Raw genomic sequence first — 19,420 nt, forward strand, 5'->3', positions numbered from 1 at the left:
ATTTTAATTTAAATCTCAAAATTGAGGTTCCTGCCTCCGCAGGAATTTATAAATTTACATTATGTCTGTCGATTTACCAATTCGAAAAATCATTCATATTGACATGGATGCATTTTATGCTTCTGTTGAGCAAATGGATAATCCTTATTTAAAAGGCAAACCTCTTGCTGTTGGTGGTGGCGGTAAGCGTGGTGTTATTAGTGCAGCTAGTTACGAGGCTAGAAAATTTGGTGTTAAAAGTGCTATGGCAGGAAATTTAGCGGTAAAACTATGCCCAGATTTAATTTTTGTGAGACCTAATTTTGAACGCTATTCTGAAATTTCTAAAAAAGTTAAAGCCATTTTTTATGATTACACAGATTTGGTTGAACCGCTTTCGCTTGATGAGGCTTATTTAGATGTTACAGAAAATAAAAAGGGAAACCCGAGTGCATCGTTAATTGCCAAGGAAATTAGGGAACGTATTTTTAAGGAAGTTGGCTTAACAGCATCGGCAGGAATTTCTATTAATAAATTTATTGCAAAAGTAGCGAGCGATTACAATAAACCTAACGGACAAAAAACCGTAAACCCTGAAGAGGTTATAAGCTTTTTAGAGCAACTAGATATTCGAAAATTTTATGGTGTTGGTAAAGTAACAGCCGAAAAAATGTATCAAAAAGGTATTTTTACGGGATTGGATTTAAAGCAAAAAACGTTGGAGTATTTAGATGCTAATTTCGGAAAATCTGGTAGGTATTATTATTACATAGTTCGTGGGATTCAAAATAGTGAGGTAAAACCAAATAGAATTAGAAAAAGTCTTGCTGCCGAACGTACGTTTAGCGAAAACTTATCGTCTGAAATTTTTATGCTCGAAAAATTAAAACACATTGCCGATGAGGTTTCTAGGCGTTTAAAAAAAAGTAGTGTCGCTGGAAAAACGGTGACTTTAAAAATAAAATACAGCGATTTTACTTTGCAAACACGAAGTAAAACATTGCCTTATTTTGTAAGTGATACTAGCATAATCTTAGAAACTGCTAAAGATTTATTGTATCAAGAAAAAATGAGTAATTCTGTAAGATTATTGGGTATTTCTTTATCTAATTTAAATACTGAAACTAAGAAAAAACCCGAACAGAAAAGTGTGAGTGTGCAATTAAAGTTTGAGTTTTAGATTAGTTTATAATTACTCTTTTCAATCTTTCTGAAACAAAACCCACAGACAAAGTTAAAACTCCTTCATTATCAATATCATAACTGCCTTGAATTTCAGAAACTGAATCATTGTTTTCATATTTACATGAAAAAAAGAATTTAGAGTTTTCTACTCGAAAATTTCCAGAACTACAACCATATATATTAGTAAACTGCCCATTAGATTTTAATTCGACAAATCGACCATTTTCAATAGGTGTCCAAAGCCCTAATACATCGTATTCATTTTCTGGATCAATAATATCATCTACCATTTCTATAACTTGCCATTTACCAACAATCTCATTGTCAATAAAAATAGAATTATCTTTTGAACATGAAAAGTAAAAAGAAAAACTAATAAGTACTAAAAAAAGTTTTTTCATTACATAATATTTTTATGTCAATATACAAAATTAAATTCTTACAAATCAAAGATGGTTTTATTCACGTTAGCCACTGTAACGACTCCCTCTTTTGAGGCTTGAAAAAAGGTATAGTGAAATATTCGTGTTCATGAATTCAATAATTTAAAATGGAAGTATGAATAAAAGCGTTACCCTTTTTATTTTTTCACAAAAAGGGTAACACCCAAATATTTTTTTAAATACTACTATTTTAAAAACTACAGCTTGTAATTTCAGTAACCCGTAAGGTATTTACCATGCCTTTTTCTTGTATTGGCATTGCAGCAAGACTTATAAGCATATCGCCAACATCTAAATAGCCTTTTTTGCAGGCAATGGCATTTACATCTTCAATCGTTTCATCGGTACTTACAAACTTATCGTAATAAAAGGCTTTTACGCCCCAAAGTAAGCTAAGGCGCGTAAGGATGCGCTTGTTTGATGTAAAAACTAAAATGTGTGATGATGGTCTCCAAGCCGAGATTTGAAACGCCGTATAACCACTATTTGTTAAGGTTGAAATGGCTTTGGCATTAATTTCGTTTGCCATATTTGCAGCATGATAACAGATAGATTTTGTAATGTAACGGTTGGTACGAATGTGTGGTGGTAATTGAGGGACTTGTATTAAATCTGAATTTTCGACACTTTTTAAAATGTTTGCCATTTGTTTAATAACCTGTATAGGATAATTACCAACCGAGGTTTCGCCAGAAAGCATTACGGCATCTGCCCCATCCATAACAGAGTTTGCAACATCGTTTACCTCTGCTCTAGTTGGTGTTAAACTAGAAATCATGGTTTCCATCATTTGTGTTGCTATAATGACTGGAATTCTTGCTTTTTTAGCACGTAATACGAGTTGTTTTTGAATTAGCGGAACTTCCTCTGCAGGAACCTCAACACCTAAATCGCCACGAGCTACCATTAAACCATCGCAATGCGCAACAATTTTATCGATATTTTCTACCGCTTCTGGTTTTTCAATTTTAGCAATTATAGGAATTTTATGCTCGCTGTGTTTGCTTATTAAATCGCGTAACTGCATTAAATCTTCAGCATGACGTACAAACGATAAAGCTATCCAATCTACATCTTGACTTATGGCAAAAATAGCATCTTCAATATCTTTTTCTGTTAAAGCTGGCTGAGAAATATTGGTATTAGGAAGGTTAACTCCTTTTTTAGATTTTAATGGTCCGCCTTGAATAACACGGGCTTTTACTTCGGTTTTTTTATCGGTTGAAACGACTTCGAAAATTAATTTTCCGTCATCTAAAAGAATACGTTCTCCAGGTTTTGCATCTTGCGGAAACCTATCGTATGTCATGTAAACACGTTCCTTTGTGCCTTCAAATCGTTTACCAGTTGCAAATATTATTTCGTCGCCTTCGTGCACAACAACTTCTTCTTTCATAACACCTACACGAAGTTTTGGCCCTTGTAAGTCTCCTAAAATTGCAGCGGTGTAACCAAACTCTTTATTTAATTCGCGTATCATTTTAATACGGTCTTCTACATCTTTATAATCGGCATGAGAAAAGTTAATTCTAAATACATCTACGCCTTCTTCAAGCATGCCTTTTAAAACATTTTTAGTACTTGTTGCTGGACCTAATGTGGCTACTATTTTGGTTTTTTTTCTTATTGGCATTAGTTAAAAATTAAATTATCTTTTGATTTTAGTTGATTAACATCAACGCTAAAGGCAGTTACAACTTGCGGAATATTTAAAATGTTACTTAAAATATAGGCTTCTTTACTAAAATTGTTGTCGTTATCTATTTTTAAAAAATAGTTTACATCTTTATATTCTGGTATTAAATTAAATATTTTAGTTATTTGCTCTTGAGTGTTAAATAATGATTGTTGATTAACCTGCTGTGGTGCTTCGTGCGTTATACAAATATTAGATACTAAGCTCCATGTTGTTAATTGTTTATCATCTTCCCATTCAAAAATAGAATAGGTTGATTTATCTTTGTTATAATCTAAATCTAATGATTTTCTAACAAGGCTTATACCTAAATGTTTGTTTAAAAGATAAGCTAACCTATAGTCTTCAATAGTGCAATGAATTGCAATTAAGGTATACAACGCTTCTTCAAAAACATCATCTAAAACAAGTTTGTGAACAGCCATAACTTATTGTTAAAGGTCGTAAATATAGTATTTTAAATAGTTAGTTGTAATATGTTTGTTCTAATCTTAACTATAAACGCTACTAAAACGTTGTAGTTAATTTTTTTTAAAAAGATTTTTTAAACCATTCCTGACATCCTATTCTGAAATGCGAAAAAAGCACGTTTTGATGCTTTCTCTTCGGCTTTTTTCTTTGAAGTTGCTCGTGCTTTCGCTATCACTTTTTCGTCAATTGAAAGCTTTACCGAAAAATGTCTAACCTCATCGTTTCCTGTATCTTCATACACATTGTATCTAAATGTTTTCTTTTCTTTTTGGCACCACTCTATCAATAAACTTTTGTAACTAATTACTTTTCCTTCTAGCGTTTGAATATCTACATAAGGAATTATAACGCGTTTAAATATGAATTTTTCACAGTATTTATAACCTCTATCTAAAAAAATGGCGCCTACTAAAGCTTCGAATAAATTACCGTGAATGTTGTCTCCAAATTGCCCTGATGGAATTTTGCTTTCTACTAAATCTATTAAATTTAGATCTCTCCCTAGTTCGTTTAAATGTTCTCTGCTTACAATTTTAGATCGCATTTTTGTAAGATAGCCTTCATCTCCGCTAGGTACTTCGAGATATAAATGCGACGCAATAACCGAACTTAACATAGCATCGCCTAAAAACTCTAATCGCTCATAATTTATAGCATTGCCTTTACTGTCTTTTATGTTCATAGAACGATGCGTAAATGCTGTATTATAAAACTTTATCTTCTTAGGTTTAAACCCAAGAATTTTAGTTAATTGCATAAAAAAATTCCCGTTGCTTTTAAAACGGGAATTTAATATGTTACGAATGTTTTTCATCTGATAATAAATATCTTAAATTAATGTCAGATGTAATAAACCATGTTTCATTTTACTGTAAAAATTAATTTATCGTTATGGTTTATTTCATTCGGGATTCAATCTATTTTTTTGAATACTACGCAAGCGTTATGTCCGCCAAATCCAAACGTATTACTCATAGCTACTTTAACATCTCTTTTTTGAGCCTTGTTCAGCGTTAAATTTAATTCAGGATCAATGTTTTCATCAACAGTTGTATGGTTAATTGTTGGTGGCACAATACCGTGCTCCATAGCCAATATAACCGATATAGCTTCAATAGCACCTGCTGCACCTAACAAGTGTCCAGTCATTGATTTAGTTGAGTTAATATTTATACTTTTTGCATGACTACCAAACACTTTTGAGATGGCTTTAAGTTCAGCCACATCCCCTAAAGGTGTAGATGTTCCGTGTGTGTTAATATGGTCTACATCTTCTGGTTGCAACCCAGCATCTCTTAAACAGTTTTTCATTACTTCAACAACGCCAATACCTTCTGGATGTGGTGCTGTCATGTGATAAGCATCTGAAGACAATCCGCCCCCTGCCACTTCGGCATAAATTTTTGCTCCTCTTGCTTTGGCATGCTCATACTCTTCTAAAATTAAAGCACCTGCTCCTTCACCCAAAACAAAACCATCTCGGGTTCCATCAAAAGGTCTCGAAGCCGTTTCTGGACTTTCGTTTCTAGTAGACAAGGCATGCATGGCATTAAAGCCTCCCATACCAGCAATGGTTACTGCTGCTTCACTTCCTCCTGTTACAACTACATCGCAATACCCTAAACGTATTGAGTTTAAAGCATCGAACATAGCATTGGCTGAAGATGCACATGCAGAAACTGTGGTGTAATTTGGCCCCATAAAACCATGTTTTATAGAGATGTTTGCAGGTGCAATATCTGCAATCATTTTAGGAATAAAGAATGGGTTAAACCTTGGTGTACCATCGCCCTCAGCAAAGTTTAAAACTTCTTGCTGAAAGGTTTCTAAACCACCAATACCTGCTCCCCATATAACACCAACACGTAACTTATCAACTTCCTCAAGATTTAGCTTAGCGTCTTCAATAGCTTCGTCTGCTGCTACCATAGCATATTGTGCAAACTTATCCATTTTACGAGCCTCTTTTCTATCAAGAAAATCAGTAGCATTAAAGTTTTTTAATTCGCAAGCGAACCTAGTTTTAAACTTTTCGGTATCATAGTATGTTATAGGCGCAGCACCACTTTTCCCACTAATTAAGCCATCCCAAAATTCATTCTTGGTATTGCCAATTGGTGTTAAAGCTCCTAATCCTGTGACTACAACTCGCTTTATTTCCATAAATTTTTAGTGCTTATTTTGCAGCTTCAATATAAGATATAGCTTGACCTACTGTTGCAATATTTTCAGCTTGATCGTCTGGAATTTGGATATCGAATTCTTTTTCGAATTCCATAATTAGTTCTACAGTGTCTAATGAGTCTGCTCCTAAATCGTTTGTGAAGCTTGCTTCTGTTACAACTTCGTTCTCATCAACCCCTAATTTGTCTACGATAATCGCTTTTACTCTTGATGCAATGTCTGACATAATTTTTTAATTTTAAGTTTTAATTAAGTGGCAAAAATAAAAAACTTTATTTTAAAACAACCTTTTAGTTTAAAAATGTGTTGGTAATTTACTAAAATTACTTTTAAGTATTTCTGTTTTGCCTTCTAATTGTTAATAATTATTCTTTTTTTTGTGTGAATAATTTTAACATAATGTCTGTAAATGAAACGTATTGTAATTTTTGCGTCCGGAAGTGGTACTAATGCTGAAAATCTAATTAAGTTTTTTCACAACAGAGATAATGCTTCTGTTATTCAAGTACTCACTAACAATCCTCATGCCAAAGTTTTAGACCGCTGTAAAAAACTAAAAGTTAGTGCGTTATCATTTAACAGAGTAGCCTTTACAAAAACTGATGACATTCTAAATATTTTAAAAGCTTCTAATCCAGATTTAATTGTGTTAGCTGGTTTTTTATGGAAATTCCCTGATAATATTTTAAATGCTTTCCCAAATAAAGTCATTAATGTGCATCCTGCCTTATTACCAAAATATGGTGGAAAAGGGATGTATGGCATGCATGTACATGAAGCTGTTGTAAAAAATAATGAAAAAGAAACAGGTATTACTATTCACTATGTAAATGAACATTATGATGAAGGTGCCATTATTTTTCAGGCAAAGTGTGATGTGAATTCAAATGATTCTGCCGAAGATGTAGCAGCTAAAATTCATGGATTGGAAATGGAGTATTTTCCGATAGTGGTTGAGAAATTACTTCTCAATAAGATTTAGAACTTAAATAATAAGATTCCCGCCTTCGCGGGAATGATAAAAATGTCAAAGAAGAAAAAAAAATATTATACAGTTTGGAAAGGACACAAAACAGGCATTTTTGAATCTTGGAACGATTGCAAAGCGCAAATTAAAGATTACCAAGGCGCAGTATACAAATCGTTCTCAACTTTTGATGCAGCAAAAAAAGCTCTAAAAAGCAACTATAAAGATTATATTGGCAAAACATCAAAATTTAAAAGTGAACTTTCTGAAGCGCAACTCAAAAAAATAGGGCAACCTAATTATAATTCCATTTCAGTTGATGCAGCCTCTAGCGGAAACCCAGGAATAATGGAATATAGAGGTGTAGATACTAAAACAAAAAAACAGCTTTTTATTCAAGGCCCTTTTGAAGAGGGGACTAATAATATAGGAGAGTTTCTAGCATTAGTACACGGTTTGAGTTTTTTAAAAAAACACAATAGCAACCGTATAATTTATACAGACTCTAAAACCGCTATGAGTTGGGTACGTAAAAAAATGTGTAATTCAAAATTAGAGCGTAACGAAAAAAACAAACCCGTTTACGATTTAGTCGATCGTGCTATCACTTGGCTAAAAGAAAACGATTATAAAACTGTAATTGTTAAGTGGGAGACTAAAGCTTGGGGAGAAATTCCTGCGGATTTTGGACGAAAATAATGTTATTGTTTTACTGTTTCCTTTTGAATTTTTGGGTTTCTATAGTTATTCCAGAAATATTCAACTTCAATAGTGTTTTTATTTAATAATCTGTAAAACATACTGGTATGCTTAGTAATTACTACCTCTCTACTTTCTTTATCAAAAATTGAAACCTTAAATAATTTCGGATTTAATTCTATTTTATAAACTATAGCTTCTACTAATTCAATAAAATTATTAGCTTCTTTAACTGTCCAGGCTTCTAATAGATAATCTACCGTTTCATTAAAAGAATCTTCAGCTTGTTTTGTCCACGCTACTTGCATTTATTCTCTTTTTAGTAGCATTAATAACATCATTATTGGGTTTAACTAATCCTTTTTCACTTTGAATTTTACTTAAACCTAAAGCTTTTCTAATCTCTAAAGCTTTAGGTTCTTCTAAAACATCATTAGCTACTTCACTTAAAACAAACTCCATGTAATTTTTAAGATTTCGTCCTTGTCTTTTTGCTTTTTCTTCAAGAATAGCAAGTGTTTCTTCACTTAAAACTATTTCTTTTCGTTTTTTATTCAACAACATAACAGTATAATTTACATTAAATATACGTATAATTTACGATAATTATTATTGAACTTAGAATTTTAGTGAATTTCAATCAAAAAAAGCTTTTCCTACTTACTAATACCTTAAAAAAATATTCTTTAATTAGTACTTAAAAGACTTATATTTGCAGAAAATTATAACTCCTTTTATGGGCAAATTAGTAATTGTTGGTACAATGGCTTTTGATGCTATTGAAACACCTTTCGGAAAAACCGATAAAATACTTGGTGGAGCCGCTACTTTTATTGGTCTTGCAGCATCACATTTTAATATTGACGCTACGGCAGTATCTATTGTTGGTGGCGATTTTCCTCAAGACTATTTAGACTTATTATCAAATAAAAATATTGACCTCTCTGGTGTAGAAATTGTTAAAAACGGTAAAACGTTTTTTTGGAGCGGACGCTACCATAACGACATGAATTCTAGAGACACCTTAGTTACAGAATTAAACACGCTAGCAGATTTTAATCCTGTTGTCCCTAAGAATTATCGTGATGCAGAAGTAGTTATGTTAGGTAATTTGCACCCTATCGTCCAATCTAGTGTGTTAGATCAAATGACAACCAAACCAAAGTTAGTCATTTTAGATACTATGAATTTTTGGATGGATTCTGCTTTAAACGATTTACACAACGTTATAAAACGTGTAGATGTTATTACTATAAACGACGAGGAAGCTAGACAATTAACTGGAGAATATTCATTGGTTGTTGCAGCTAGAAAAATCCATGACATGGGACCAAAATATGTTGTAATTAAAAAAGGAGAACACGGTGCTTTGTTGTTTCATAACGACCATGTATTTTATGCTCCTGCTTTACCGCTTGAAGAGGTTTTTGACCCAACAGGTGCCGGCGATACTTTTGCTGGTGGATTTGCTGGTTACATTGCAAAAACAAGAGATACATCATTCGAAAACATGAAAAATGCGGTAATATATGGTTCTACATTAGCATCGTTTTGTGTTGAAAAGTTTGGAACAGAGCGCATGATAAACCTAACAAGTAAAGAAATACATAAACGCTTGCTACAGTTTAAACAACTAACGCAATTTGATATAAAATTAACATAACCCAACGCGCTCTAAAATAGAGCGCGTTTTTAATTGAATATAAAACTTCAAAATAAAATTATTTTGAAAACAAATTTTTTTTATTTCAACTAAAGTGAAAACCTTTATATACTTATGAGTGATGCACTAAAACACGAATGTGGAATAGCCATGATAAGGCTTTTAAAACCGCTAGAATATTATAAAGAAAAATATGGTAGCGCATTTTATGGTGTTAATAAAATGTATTTAATGATGGAAAAACAGCACAATCGTGGGCAAGATGGCGCTGGATTTGCAAGCATTAAACTAGATACAAAACCTGGTGAACGATATATAAGTCGTGTGCGCTCTATAGCACAACAACCTATACAGGATATTTTTGCGCAAATTAACGAACGTGTTAATAAAGAACTTACCAAACACCCTGAGTATGTTGATGATGTCGCAGCACAAAAAAAGAACATTCCATATATAGGCGAAGTGCTATTAGGTCATGTACGTTACGGAACTTTTGGAAAGAATAGCGTAGAAAGTGTACATCCGTTTTTAAGGCAAAACAATTGGATGCACAGAAACTTAATAATGGCAGGAAACTTTAACATGACTAATGTTAAAGAGCTTTTTGGCAACCTTATCGAGTTAGGGCAGCACCCAAAAGAATATACTGACACCATTACTATTATGGAGAAAATTGGTCATTTTTTAGATGATGCCGTTAGCAAAATTTATAAAGAGTTAAAAAAAGAAGGCTATAATAAAAGAGAAGCCTCACCACTAATTGCAGAACGCCTTAAAGTAAGTAAAATATTGCGACGCGCTGCCAAAAATTGGGATGGTGGTTATGCTATGGCAGGACTTATTGGACATGGTGATGCTTTTGTTTTAAGAGATCCAGCAGGTATTCGTCCAACATATTATTATAAAGATGACGAAATAGTTGTAGTCGCATCAGAGCGTCCAGTAATTCAAACGGTTTTTAATGTAGGTTTTGATGACGTTAAAGAGTTAGATCCTGGTCATGCCATTATCACCAAAAAATCAGGGCAAGTAGCTATTAAAAAAATATTAGAACCCTTAGAAAGAAAATCATGTTCGTTTGAGCGTATTTATTTTTCTCGAGGAAGTGATGCCGAAATATATCAAGAGCGTAAAATGCTAGGTAAATTATTAATGCCTAAAGTTCTTGAAGCTATTGAAGGTGACACGAAAAACACCGTGTTTTCATACATCCCAAATACCGCTGAAACTTCCTTTTTTGGAATGATTGAAACCGTTGAAGATTATTTAAACGAAAAGAAAACAGAGGCCATTTTAAGCGGAGGCGGAAAAATGTCTGCCAAAAAAGTGACCGAGATTTTAGAAGAAAGACCTCGCATAGAAAAAATAGCCATTAAAGACGTTAAGTTACGTACGTTTATAACCGAAGATAGTAGTCGAGACGATTTAGTAGCTCATGTTTACGATGTTACTTATGGCGTTATAAAACCAACCGATAATTTAGTTATTATAGACGATAGTATAGTACGTGGTACAACTTTAAAAATGAGTATTCTTAAAATGCTAGATAGATTGCATCCTAAAAAGATTGTAGTAGTTTCTTCGGCACCACAAATACGTTATCCAGATTGTTATGGTATAGATATGGCAAATCTTGAAACGCTAATAGCTTTTAGAGCTGCATTAGCCTTGTTAAAAGATAGAAATATGTATCATATAGTAGACGAGGTTTATAATAAATGTTTGAGTCAAACTAATTTAGATGACAAAAATGTAAAGAATTTTGTTAAAGAAATTTATGATCCTTTTACTGATGAAGAAATATCTGATAAAGCTTCAGAATTGTTAAGTGATGAAAGTATAAAAGCAGAAGTGAAAATTATTTTTCAGCCTGTAGAAAACTTACACAAAGCTTGTCCAGAGCATTTAGGCGATTGGTACTTTACAGGAAACTATCCTACAGTTGGAGGAAACAGAGTTGTAAATAGAGCCTTTATTAATTTTTACGAAGGCAATAATGAGCGCGCTTACTAAGTGAAGAAAATATAATTTTAACATACATTTTTTAGCAAAAAAACATTTAATCCGAAAATTATGCTGTTTGTCTAAAAAATAATCGATTTATGTTAAATACGTATAAATTGGTCTCACCATAACATAAGTAGGTTAAGTTCATGGTAGATTTGGGGCAAAAAAAGGTGAACATCTGTTCGCCTTTTTTTATGCCTTTTATTAACACATCCAATTTATTTCTAACACCTCCTTTCATCTTAAACATCTAGCAAAATTTCTTTTAAGCCAATATATAAGTCGTTTAACTAAAATATTTTAGTAAGCTGTTTTAGCATTATATATTTGTACCACCATAACATAAGTAGGTTAAGTTCATGGTAGATTTGGGGCAAAAAGGTGAACACTCGTTCACCTTTTTCATTTTATATTAATTCTCACCTTTCGACTTTAGTTTATCTTGAGCGAAGACGAAAGACTCAAGATAAACTTCAGCAGAAATCTCTTTTTATAATTTTTTGTTTCTGTCTCACCCACAAATAAAAGTCTTTTAGGTAATGCCATAAAAAATTATCTTTACAGGATAACAGTAATAAAAATCTTATTATATTCTGATATATTTACGGGATATGAGTAATAAATGTTACGATATAACGAGTTGTAGGTAATTTACGCAAAGGAATATTTATGAAATTTATTTTCTCAATTTTAGGTTTTTTCTTATTTGCTAACGTGGTATGCGCCCAGAAAATAGCTGATAAACCTGAACTAAAAATTCACACAAAATTTACACTTGAATTAATAACAAAAGATTCTACTCAATTTGATTATCGGATTTTAAAATCTGAACCTTATAAAAGTGATAATGATTCGGATTCGGCACGAAAAGCTCTTGATGATAGTCTTAAATTTAACCAAGTTCAAGGTGTTTTTACAAATGGGAATTTTGGTAGTAGAAAAGCTACTTTATTAGTGATTAAAACTGGAAATGAAAATCCGTTAGATTACAATCTATATATTCAGCGAAATGGAAAAAGGAAATTCAAGAAAACCTCTACAATCAATATAAGTCAATCACCTACTATTGAAGTCTGGCAGGAAGAGCTATCATCTTTAAAGATTTTAGATTTTAAAAAAGTAAAGGTTTCGCCTATTCTACCAGAAATTAAAATCGATACAACTTGCTATAGCACATATGATATTTTGGATGGGAATAAACTTTTCGAAAAACAACTACCTTTTGTCTTAGATATAGTTACAGACAATAGAAAGAAAATTGAAATTGATAAAGTCAAAAGATATGAAGACTCTATTAACTCTATAGAAAAATCAAATTGGGGATATTTAAATAATCTCTTGATTAAAAAGGACGAAAGATATATGGATGGCTACTTAAATAGTCGAAAAATTGCTCAACCTTTAGTTTTCGAAATAACAGAATGTCCTTTTCTCAAAAGGAATACAGCATATTACTTTACTAAACGTAAAAAGGATATACGGCTTGTAATGTTCCAATGGAAATTGAGATGGGTTGATGGATGGCAGTCTAAAGACCACTTGAGTATCTCTGAAAACTACAATGAAAAGTTTGAGTTTTTAAAAACCAAGCTATCCGAATTTATGTCTATTGATAAAAAAGAACATCCAAATCACAGTTCAGATTCATATGAAATCGTTTGGTTTAAAAAGAATGATATATTAGCTAAATTGAGTTTTTATATAAATGATAGATATAAGAATTATTCATTGAGTTTACACATATACAAAGAAGAATAAAAAACTACCTACAACAATGGCTATAAACAATTGCTATTACAGGCTAATCCTGAAAATTTCTGCGGAATTTTCAGCTTGTCGTGTACTTGCAAAAGTCTGTGTTAGCCCACGCAACTGTTCATAGCCGATAACGTTAGGAAGAATAACCACAAGGGCACGCAAACGAAACATTAAATTTTTTAGGCAATAGATGAATTAATAGCAACACGTAACCATAAATCAAGTCACAGCACAAGCTTATCGCTTATCATAAAATTTAAAATTTCCACTGTTTGCTTATTCTTCCTAACCCGCAAAGTATAGACTGCACTCTGACTAACTTTTAGTATATTTATTAACTAATTGAAAACCCTTATGGTAACTACTACCTAACAAGCTATAAGATTCATAGAGCGCAGCAAACGGTTCCAACCTGTATGCTGCGCATCCACGAACCTTATACTTTGCGGGTTGTAAAACATTTGAGAAAACTGAAAAACTTGACCAATAGATATATTATTTTACTTTTCTTTCTGACAGTCGGACTAAGTTCTTGTGATAATCTGACACAAAAGGAATTTTTCGACAAAATGGTTTATAAAGAATATCAATCAAACTATGACGGAATAGTTACTGAAAAATATATCGATAAGCATAATCACGCAAGACCGATAATTATTATTCGACATCAAATTTTTGGAGATAAGAAAAAAGATTTTGTTTTTCAAAGTTCTAAACTATTCGACTTTATAAAAATTGGAGACACGATTACTAAAGAAATCGAATCTTTATCAATAAACCTCAAAAGAAAAAATCTCGATACGATAATTAAATTGGATTTTGACAATATAAAAGGAAAGGGGAAATATTATTCTGAAAATAAATATCTGACTGAAAATTGAATAAAAACGTTTTACAACATTGTATAAAAATAATGCTTAAGTTTAATCCTAAATCAAAAGGTTAGCGCGTATTTGGTCACTCTGATTTTCCTGCGGAAAATCCTCGGACACAAAACCGCACTATTCTTATACGTAACCGTTGTAAGCAATTTGAGAAAACCGCCAAAAATATAAAGGTGTTAACATAAAATGAAATTAAACGAATATTTAGCTAATCGACTAAAGGAAATTTTTACTGAAGGAAAATGGGTTTTAGGTACAAATTTCAAAGAACAAATAATTGACCTTGATTGGAAACAAGCAACTCAAAAAATAGATAACTTTAACACTATTGCTGATTTGACTTTTCACATTGATTACTATATAGCTGGAGTAAAAAAAGTTCTTAGAGGAGGAACACTCGATATACGAGACAAATATAGTTTTGATTACCCACCTATAAAATCTGAACAAGATTGGCGAAACTTAGTGAATAAGTTTTGCCTTGACTCGGAAGAATTTATTGAACTTGTTGAAAAGATGTCAGAAGAAAAAATATTATCGGACTTTGTAGATAAACAATATGGGACTTATTTCCGGAATATTGACGCAATGATTGAACACACTTATTATCATCTTGGACAAATAATACTCATTAAAAAACGAATTAAATAAAAACTGCTTACAACAAAGTATAAAAAATAGCGGTTTCAGTGTTTAAACAAAAGATATTTAATAAAAAAAAGGTCAGTTATAAACCGAAAATTAGTGCATAAAAACCAGCTACTTTTCATATACAAGACCGTTGGCAGCAACCTTGACCCGTCCTGAAATAAGGCTACATAATTTTAAACATTATGTATAGAAATGACAAAGTAATTAGACGTTACAGTGAACCTTTCAAATTAAAAATTTTAGCCGAACTTACAACCGGAAAACACACAAAGAGCGAACTTTGTAAACTCTACTCTATTGCGCCTACAACAGTCAATGAGTGGATTAAAAAATATAATCGTAAAGACTTAATGAACACCAGAGTAAAAGTGGAAACAAAAGACGAAATATCTAGAATTAAAGCACTGCAAAAAGAGATTGAACAGCTTAAAAAACTACTGCTTAAAAAGGATTTGGATGCTATGGTATTAGATTCATATCTGGAAGTAGCTGCTGAAGATTTAGGTTATAAATCCATTGCTGAACTAAAAAAAAAGTTAAGTATAAAGCCTTAATCAAAGCTAAAGAAAAATCTAAGGGATTTACCTCTTTAACAACTATAACCAGTTGTTTTGGACTTAAACGTGATGCGTATTACAAATACAAATCTAGAGCTGATAGGCGTTTAAAAATAGAACAACAGATTATAAACATAGTCAGTAAAAAACGTAAATCCCTTCCTAGAGAAGGTGTGCGTAAACTCATGAAATCATTAGATAACGAGTTTACTAAAGCTAGCCTTAAAGTTGGTAGAGATACCTTATTTAATGTCCTTAGAAAACACAATATGCTAACACTTAGAAAGAAAACTAGTGCCAGAACAACAAATTCTTATCATCGTTTTTATAAGTATAATAACATGATAAAGGATATGAAAGTCACTAGATCAAATCAAGTTTGGGTATCTGATATTACATACATCAGAACAGTAAAAGGTTTTTGTTATCTGGCTTTAATTACAGACATGCATTCCAGAAAAATTGTTGGTTATGACCTTAGTGATAGCTTAGAACTTAAAGGATGTGTAAGAGCCCTTAATAAGGCCATTTATCAAGCTAAAAACATTAAACAGCTTGTTCATCATTCGGACAGAGGAATACAGTATTGTAGTAATGTATACACTCAAATACTTAAAAGAAAAAAGATAGGTATTAGTATGACTGAAGAAAATCATTGCTATGAAAACGCAATGGCAGAGCGTGTAAATGGAATCTTAAAAGACGAATTTTATCTCGACCAAACCTTTGATAACGTGACTCACGCTAAAAGAACCGCAAAAAATGCAATTAATTTATACAATGAAATAAGATTACATTTATCTTTAGACTATAAAACACCTAATATGGTATACAAATTATCAGCCTAAATTAAATTTTAACCTGTAGCCATATTTCAGGACAAGACACCTGAAAACCGAACTCAATAAATGCAAGAAATGACATTAAAGCATACAATTAAAACAAGAAGATTTCTGAATGAAAATCACGATTCTTGTACAATATGCGGAAATGAATTTAAAGAATCTGAAACCACTCATTTAGGCTATTTAGAAAATGGAGAATTAGCTTATTTAGGAGATTGTTGCTCTTCAAAATTAAAGGAAACTATTATTCGACATTCTTTTTCTAAAAGACCTTATACAATTGCTGACAAAGACACTATACTTTGGAGATTTATGGATTTCACAAAGTTTATCTCTTTAATCAGTTCTAACTCACTTTTTTTTACAAGAGCTGACAAATTTGAAGACCCATTTGAAGGAGCAAAAGGACTTAAAAAAAACAAAAACAAATGGGACAAACACTATTTAGAATTTATTGAACAAGCTCACAAAAATCCACCAGAAGGAATTGATTTTAAACTTACTGACAAACAAATAAAAATTGAGTCTAAAAGAGTGTTAGCTGAAATGGAAAGCGGAGGAATTGAAGATATTAAAAAGACCTTTATAAATTGTTGGCACGAAAATGAATTTGAATCTGAAGCTATGTGGAAACTTTACACAAATAATATGTCTGAAGGAATAGCAATTCAAACGACTTACGACAGACTTTACAGGTCGTTAAATAAAAATCCATCAATTGATATAGGTCGTGTAAATTATATAGATTTTAATAATTCATTCGCTGGAGTAAATGATTCTTTTTGGTATAAGAGAAAATCATTTGAGCACGAAAAAGAAGTTAGAGCAATATATTTTGACTTTAAAAAAGAATATGATTTTGGAAAACCAATAAAAGTTAATATTAATACTTTGATTCAAAAAATTTATGTTTCACCAACTGCTCAAAATTGGTTTCTGGAAGTAGTGAAAGAAACAATCGGAAAATATAATTTAAAAAAGAAAATATATCAATCGAATATGAAAGCAGAACCTTTTCATTAGAGAAAAAGGCAGCTGCCAACATGTGGATATAACAAATAAATACTTTTAACTTCTGAGTAATCCACGCGAGTAAGCACGTTAGGGATTGAAATGGAAATCCTTTTTAAAAAAGAATAAGCAATACATTATGCTTTATACTAAATATTTACAAATTGCCACGTCGCGCGCTCCTCGCAATGGCATTTTAAAAAGATTGTATTGGAAAGCCCGACCACTTGCCCTGAGCGCAGTCGAAGGGTTGTGGTAACGCCATAAAAAAAAAGCAAACCCATTTACTGAATTTGCTTTTGTATTTATTTTGTCCCGTCCTGAAATAGCGATACACTAAAACTTTAGTGTAATGAAAACATCAGAAAACACAGGTTACGTTAAGCGTACCCAAAAAGATTACTCCCTTTCTTTTAAACTAGAAGTTGTCCAAGAAATAGAGCAAGGATTTCTAACTAGAAGCCAAGCACGTGACAAATATGGCATTCAAGCTGGTTCGACCATTACCAGATGGTTAAAAAAATATGGTAACTTTGACTGGCAAGAACAAATCTCCACCAGTATGTCTACAACTCCCGAGCAACGTATTTTAGAATTAGAACAGCAAGTAAAACTATTAGAAAAGCAGAAAGCAAGAGCTGAATATCTAGCAGAACGCGCAGATAAAAAAGTGATTCTTTTTGATATGATGGTTGATATGGTCGAAAAGGAATATAATATTGATGTTAGAAAAAATTACAATCCCGAGTTATTGACCGCTTCAAAGAAGCCCACAAAGAAACAGTAGTTTCTACCTGTTATTTACTCGGGATTGATAGACAGGTTTACTATAGGTCGATACAATCCAAAAGACAAAAACAAAGTGTTGCCCAAAAAGTAATAGCACTAGTGCAATCCGTTCGCATATCCATGCCAAATCTTGGAACTCGAAAGCTTTATCATATACTGAAAACACAATTAACAGCTTTAAATATTGGTAGAGATAAACTCTTTAGAATACTAAGAGCAAACCATTTACTTATAAAACCAAAACGAAGTTATCATGTTACAACAGACTCACATCATCGTTTTAGAAAACACAAAAACTTAATAAGTACTTTAGAAATTAAAAAACCAGAACAAGTTTGGGTTAGTGATATCACATACACAGGAAACAGAAAAAATCCATCTTATCTCGCTTTGGTTACAGATGCTTATTCTAAGAAGATTGTAGGGTATAATGTATCTAACAGTTTAAATGCATCTGGTTCTATATTAGCTTTGGAAATGGCTATTAAAAACAGAAAATATAAACAAAAAGGTTTGATTCATCATTCTGATAGAGGTTTACAATACTGTTCTGATGACTATCAAGAAAAACTAAAAGATAACTTTATAAAACCAAGTATGACTGAACAATATGATCCTTATGAAAATGCTATCGCAGAACGTATAAATGGTATTTTAAAACAAGAATTTGGTATAGCGAAACACAATGTGGATTTAAAGCTAAGGATCATTTTAATTAAAAATGCAATAAAAATTTACAATAAAAAAAGACCGCATTGGTCTAACAACATGTTAACTCCAATACAAATGCATCAACAAAACACTTTAAAACCAAAACGATATAAATCAAAAAACCTGAACAATAGTAATATTGTTCAGGTTTAATTTATAAATTTAATCCTTTATTAATCTGTATCGATTATTTAGGACTAGACATTTTGTAAAAACTTCTACTTCGCCTCAGCGTAACGTCTTTCAACTTCGTTCCAGTTAACTACATTAAAAAATGCGTTAATATAATCTGGACGACGGTTTTGGTAGTTTAAATAATAGGCGTGTTCCCAAACATCTAATCCTAAAATTGGTGTGCCACCACAACTAACTCCTGGCATTAATGGGTTATCTTGATTTGGTGTAGAGCAGATTTCTACCTTCCCACCTTTATGTACACATAACCATGCCCAACCAGAGCCAAAACGTGTTGCTGCTGCTTTACTAAACGCCGCAATAAACTCATCTTTTGATCCGTAAGCCGCCTCTATAGCATCTTTTAATTCACCAGATAAATAACCTCTGTCTTCAGGATTTAAAACGGTCCAAAATAAAGAGTGATTATAAAATCCGCCACCGTTATTTCTAACCGCGCCATTATTCATATCTAAATTAGTTAGAATATCTTCAATAGATTTTCCATCTAAATCTGTTCCTGCAATAGCATTATTTAAGTTATTTGTATATCCTTGGTGATGTTTAGAATGATGTATCTCCATGGTGCGCGCATCGATATGAGGCTCTAAAGCGTCATAAGCATATCCTAATTTCGGTAATTCGAAAGCCATAATTTTTCTATGTTTTAAATATTAGTATTTATTTTCATTCAAATTTACGGATAAAACAGGTCAATAAAAAATAATAAATTGTTATCAAACCAT

General features: G+C 32.1%; 22 protein-coding genes. 13 read left to right on the plus strand and 9 right to left on the minus strand.

What is annotated here, in order from left to right; genetic code table 11:
- Nucleotides 1-61 precede the first annotated feature (61 nt).
- Nucleotides 62-1,159, plus strand: coding sequence for a DNA polymerase IV (gene dinB / locus RG22_RS08795; protein WP_034042537.1), 1,098 nt, complete (start codon nt 62-64; stop codon nt 1,157-1,159).
- Nucleotide 1,160: 1 nt separating this feature from the next.
- Here the strand turns inward: dinB and RG22_RS08800 are convergent, their stop codons facing one another.
- The 6 genes from RG22_RS08800 to RG22_RS08825 all read right to left on the minus strand — a co-directional run bounded on the left by RG22_RS08800 (nt 1,161) and on the right by RG22_RS08825 (nt 6,184).
- On the minus strand, nt 1,161-1,565 hold the full coding sequence (locus RG22_RS08800; RefSeq protein ID WP_034042539.1) for a hypothetical protein: 405 nt from the start codon (nt 1,563-1,565) through the stop codon (nt 1,161-1,163).
- A 232-nt stretch (nt 1,566-1,797) separates the two neighbouring features.
- Nucleotides 1,798-3,240 carry a pyruvate kinase gene (pyk, locus tag RG22_RS08805; RefSeq protein ID WP_034042542.1) on the minus strand — a complete coding sequence of 481 codons (1,443 nt, stop codon included), beginning with the start codon at nt 3,238-3,240 and terminating at the stop codon, nt 1,798-1,800.
- Entirely contained in the window at nt 3,240-3,728 is a 489-nt protein-coding gene (locus RG22_RS08810) for an IPExxxVDY family protein (RefSeq protein WP_034042545.1), read from the minus strand. The genes pyk and RG22_RS08810 overlap by 1 nt, the downstream gene beginning before the upstream one ends.
- A 119-nt stretch (nt 3,729-3,847) precedes the next feature.
- Nucleotides 3,848-4,588, minus strand: coding sequence for a ribonuclease III (gene rnc, locus RG22_RS08815; RefSeq protein ID WP_034042548.1), 741 nt, complete (start codon nt 4,586-4,588; stop codon nt 3,848-3,850).
- A 98-nt stretch (nt 4,589-4,686) separates the two neighbouring features.
- Entirely contained in the window at nt 4,687-5,937 is a 1,251-nt protein-coding gene (gene fabF, locus RG22_RS08820; protein ID WP_034042550.1) for a beta-ketoacyl-ACP synthase II, read from the minus strand.
- A gap of 13 nt (nt 5,938-5,950) precedes the next feature.
- On the minus strand, nt 5,951-6,184 hold the full coding sequence (locus RG22_RS08825) for an acyl carrier protein (RefSeq protein ID WP_007647141.1): 234 nt from the start codon (nt 6,182-6,184) through the stop codon (nt 5,951-5,953).
- A gap of 183 nt (nt 6,185-6,367) precedes the next feature.
- On the opposite strand from RG22_RS08825, the gene purN reads away from it, so the two are divergent.
- Both purN and RG22_RS08835 read left to right on the plus strand, forming a co-directional pair.
- Nucleotides 6,368-6,940: a phosphoribosylglycinamide formyltransferase gene (gene purN, locus RG22_RS08830; protein WP_034042552.1), complete on the plus strand. Its 573-nt coding sequence runs from the start codon at nt 6,368-6,370 to the stop codon at nt 6,938-6,940.
- Between the two features lie 42 nt (nt 6,941-6,982).
- Nucleotides 6,983-7,624 carry a ribonuclease H1 domain-containing protein gene (locus RG22_RS08835; protein ID WP_034042554.1) on the plus strand — a complete coding sequence of 214 codons (642 nt, stop codon included), beginning with the start codon at nt 6,983-6,985 and terminating at the stop codon, nt 7,622-7,624.
- Nucleotides 7,625-7,626: 2 nt separating this feature from the next.
- Here RG22_RS08835 and RG22_RS08840 read toward each other — a convergent pair whose 3' ends face one another.
- Complete coding sequence (locus RG22_RS08840; protein ID WP_052143687.1) at nt 7,627-7,932, minus strand: type II toxin-antitoxin system RelE/ParE family toxin; 306 nt, start codon at nt 7,930-7,932, stop codon at nt 7,627-7,629.
- Nucleotides 7,904-8,188, minus strand: a complete 285-nt coding sequence (locus tag RG22_RS08845; RefSeq protein ID WP_034042556.1) for a hypothetical protein — start codon at nt 8,186-8,188, stop codon at nt 7,904-7,906. Before RG22_RS08845 ends, RG22_RS08840 begins: the two co-directional genes overlap by 29 nt.
- A gap of 172 nt (nt 8,189-8,360) precedes the next feature.
- Here RG22_RS08845 and RG22_RS08850 point away from each other — a divergent pair, with 172 nt between their 5' ends.
- The 10 genes from RG22_RS08850 to RG22_RS17630 all read left to right on the plus strand — a co-directional run bounded on the left by RG22_RS08850 (nt 8,361) and on the right by RG22_RS17630 (nt 18,653).
- Nucleotides 8,361-9,287 carry a PfkB family carbohydrate kinase gene (locus RG22_RS08850; RefSeq protein WP_034042558.1) on the plus strand — a complete coding sequence of 309 codons (927 nt, stop codon included), beginning with the start codon at nt 8,361-8,363 and terminating at the stop codon, nt 9,285-9,287.
- A gap of 114 nt (nt 9,288-9,401) precedes the next feature.
- On the plus strand, nt 9,402-11,300 hold the full coding sequence (locus RG22_RS08855; RefSeq protein ID WP_034042560.1) for an amidophosphoribosyltransferase: 1,899 nt from the start codon (nt 9,402-9,404) through the stop codon (nt 11,298-11,300).
- A 663-nt stretch (nt 11,301-11,963) separates the two neighbouring features.
- Nucleotides 11,964-13,052, plus strand: a complete 1,089-nt coding sequence (locus RG22_RS08860; RefSeq protein WP_034042561.1) for a hypothetical protein — start codon at nt 11,964-11,966, stop codon at nt 13,050-13,052.
- A 461-nt stretch (nt 13,053-13,513) separates the two neighbouring features.
- The gene (locus RG22_RS08865) at nt 13,514-13,933 is read left to right on the plus strand and encodes a hypothetical protein (protein WP_156113369.1); all 420 of its coding nucleotides are present in this window, start codon (nt 13,514-13,516) and stop codon (nt 13,931-13,933) included.
- A 189-nt stretch (nt 13,934-14,122) separates the two neighbouring features.
- Nucleotides 14,123-14,587: a hypothetical protein gene (locus RG22_RS08870; protein WP_034042567.1), complete on the plus strand. Its 465-nt coding sequence runs from the start codon at nt 14,123-14,125 to the stop codon at nt 14,585-14,587.
- A gap of 182 nt (nt 14,588-14,769) precedes the next feature.
- Entirely contained in the window at nt 14,770-15,141 is a 372-nt protein-coding gene (locus RG22_RS08875) for a transposase (RefSeq protein WP_034041369.1), read from the plus strand.
- Nucleotides 15,141-15,992 carry an IS3 family transposase gene (locus tag RG22_RS08880; RefSeq protein WP_034042404.1) on the plus strand — a complete coding sequence of 284 codons (852 nt, stop codon included), beginning with the start codon at nt 15,141-15,143 and terminating at the stop codon, nt 15,990-15,992. The genes RG22_RS08875 and RG22_RS08880 overlap by 1 nt, the downstream gene beginning before the upstream one ends.
- A 69-nt stretch (nt 15,993-16,061) precedes the next feature.
- On the plus strand, nt 16,062-17,012 hold the full coding sequence (locus RG22_RS08885; protein WP_034045908.1) for a hypothetical protein: 951 nt from the start codon (nt 16,062-16,064) through the stop codon (nt 17,010-17,012).
- 340 nt (nt 17,013-17,352) lie between these two features.
- Nucleotides 17,353-17,787 carry a transposase gene (locus tag RG22_RS17985; RefSeq protein WP_034040217.1) on the plus strand — a complete coding sequence of 145 codons (435 nt, stop codon included), beginning with the start codon at nt 17,353-17,355 and terminating at the stop codon, nt 17,785-17,787.
- 23 nt (nt 17,788-17,810) lie between these two features.
- Entirely contained in the window at nt 17,811-18,653 is an 843-nt protein-coding gene (locus RG22_RS17630) for an IS3 family transposase (RefSeq protein ID WP_034040219.1), read from the plus strand.
- Nucleotides 18,654-18,718: 65 nt separating this feature from the next.
- Here the strand turns inward: RG22_RS17630 and RG22_RS08900 are convergent, their stop codons facing one another.
- Nucleotides 18,719-19,327, minus strand: a complete 609-nt coding sequence (locus RG22_RS08900) for a superoxide dismutase (protein ID WP_034042569.1) — start codon at nt 19,325-19,327, stop codon at nt 18,719-18,721.
- Nucleotides 19,328-19,420 lie beyond the last annotated feature (93 nt).

Origin of the sequence: Wocania ichthyoenteri Th78 (genome assembly GCF_000789235.1) — a bacterium.
Lineage (GTDB): Bacteria > Bacteroidota > Bacteroidia > Flavobacteriales > Flavobacteriaceae > Wocania_A > Wocania_A ichthyoenteri.

Bases quoted from the DNA above. Each gene is read 5' to 3' on its own strand.
- dinB (WP_034042537.1), top strand. From the start codon at position 62: ATGTCTGTCGATTTACCAATTCGAAAAATCATTCATATTGACATGGAT.
- RG22_RS08800 (WP_034042539.1), bottom strand. From the start codon at position 1,565: ATGAAAAAACTTTTTTTAGTACTTATTAGTTTTTCTTTTTACTTTTCA.
- pyk (WP_034042542.1), bottom strand. From the start codon at position 3,240: ATGCCAATAAGAAAAAAAACCAAAATAGTAGCCACATTAGGTCCAGCA.
- RG22_RS08810 (WP_034042545.1), bottom strand. From the start codon at position 3,728: ATGGCTGTTCACAAACTTGTTTTAGATGATGTTTTTGAAGAAGCGTTG.
- rnc (WP_034042548.1), bottom strand. From the start codon at position 4,588: ATGAAAAACATTCGTAACATATTAAATTCCCGTTTTAAAAGCAACGGG.
- fabF (WP_034042550.1), bottom strand. From the start codon at position 5,937: ATGGAAATAAAGCGAGTTGTAGTCACAGGATTAGGAGCTTTAACACCA.
- RG22_RS08825 (WP_007647141.1), bottom strand. From the start codon at position 6,184: ATGTCAGACATTGCATCAAGAGTAAAAGCGATTATCGTAGACAAATTA.
- purN (WP_034042552.1), top strand. From the start codon at position 6,368: ATGAAACGTATTGTAATTTTTGCGTCCGGAAGTGGTACTAATGCTGAA.
- RG22_RS08835 (WP_034042554.1), top strand. From the start codon at position 6,983: ATGTCAAAGAAGAAAAAAAAATATTATACAGTTTGGAAAGGACACAAA.
- RG22_RS08840 (WP_052143687.1), bottom strand. From the start codon at position 7,932: ATGCAAGTAGCGTGGACAAAACAAGCTGAAGATTCTTTTAATGAAACG.
- RG22_RS08845 (WP_034042556.1), bottom strand. From the start codon at position 8,188: ATGTTGTTGAATAAAAAACGAAAAGAAATAGTTTTAAGTGAAGAAACA.
- RG22_RS08850 (WP_034042558.1), top strand. From the start codon at position 8,361: ATGGGCAAATTAGTAATTGTTGGTACAATGGCTTTTGATGCTATTGAA.
- RG22_RS08855 (WP_034042560.1), top strand. From the start codon at position 9,402: ATGAGTGATGCACTAAAACACGAATGTGGAATAGCCATGATAAGGCTT.
- RG22_RS08860 (WP_034042561.1), top strand. From the start codon at position 11,964: ATGAAATTTATTTTCTCAATTTTAGGTTTTTTCTTATTTGCTAACGTG.
- RG22_RS08870 (WP_034042567.1), top strand. From the start codon at position 14,123: ATGAAATTAAACGAATATTTAGCTAATCGACTAAAGGAAATTTTTACT.
- RG22_RS08875 (WP_034041369.1), top strand. From the start codon at position 14,770: ATGTATAGAAATGACAAAGTAATTAGACGTTACAGTGAACCTTTCAAA.
- RG22_RS08885 (WP_034045908.1), top strand. From the start codon at position 16,062: ATGACATTAAAGCATACAATTAAAACAAGAAGATTTCTGAATGAAAAT.
- RG22_RS17985 (WP_034040217.1), top strand. From the start codon at position 17,353: ATGAAAACATCAGAAAACACAGGTTACGTTAAGCGTACCCAAAAAGAT.
- RG22_RS08900 (WP_034042569.1), bottom strand. From the start codon at position 19,327: ATGGCTTTCGAATTACCGAAATTAGGATATGCTTATGACGCTTTAGAG.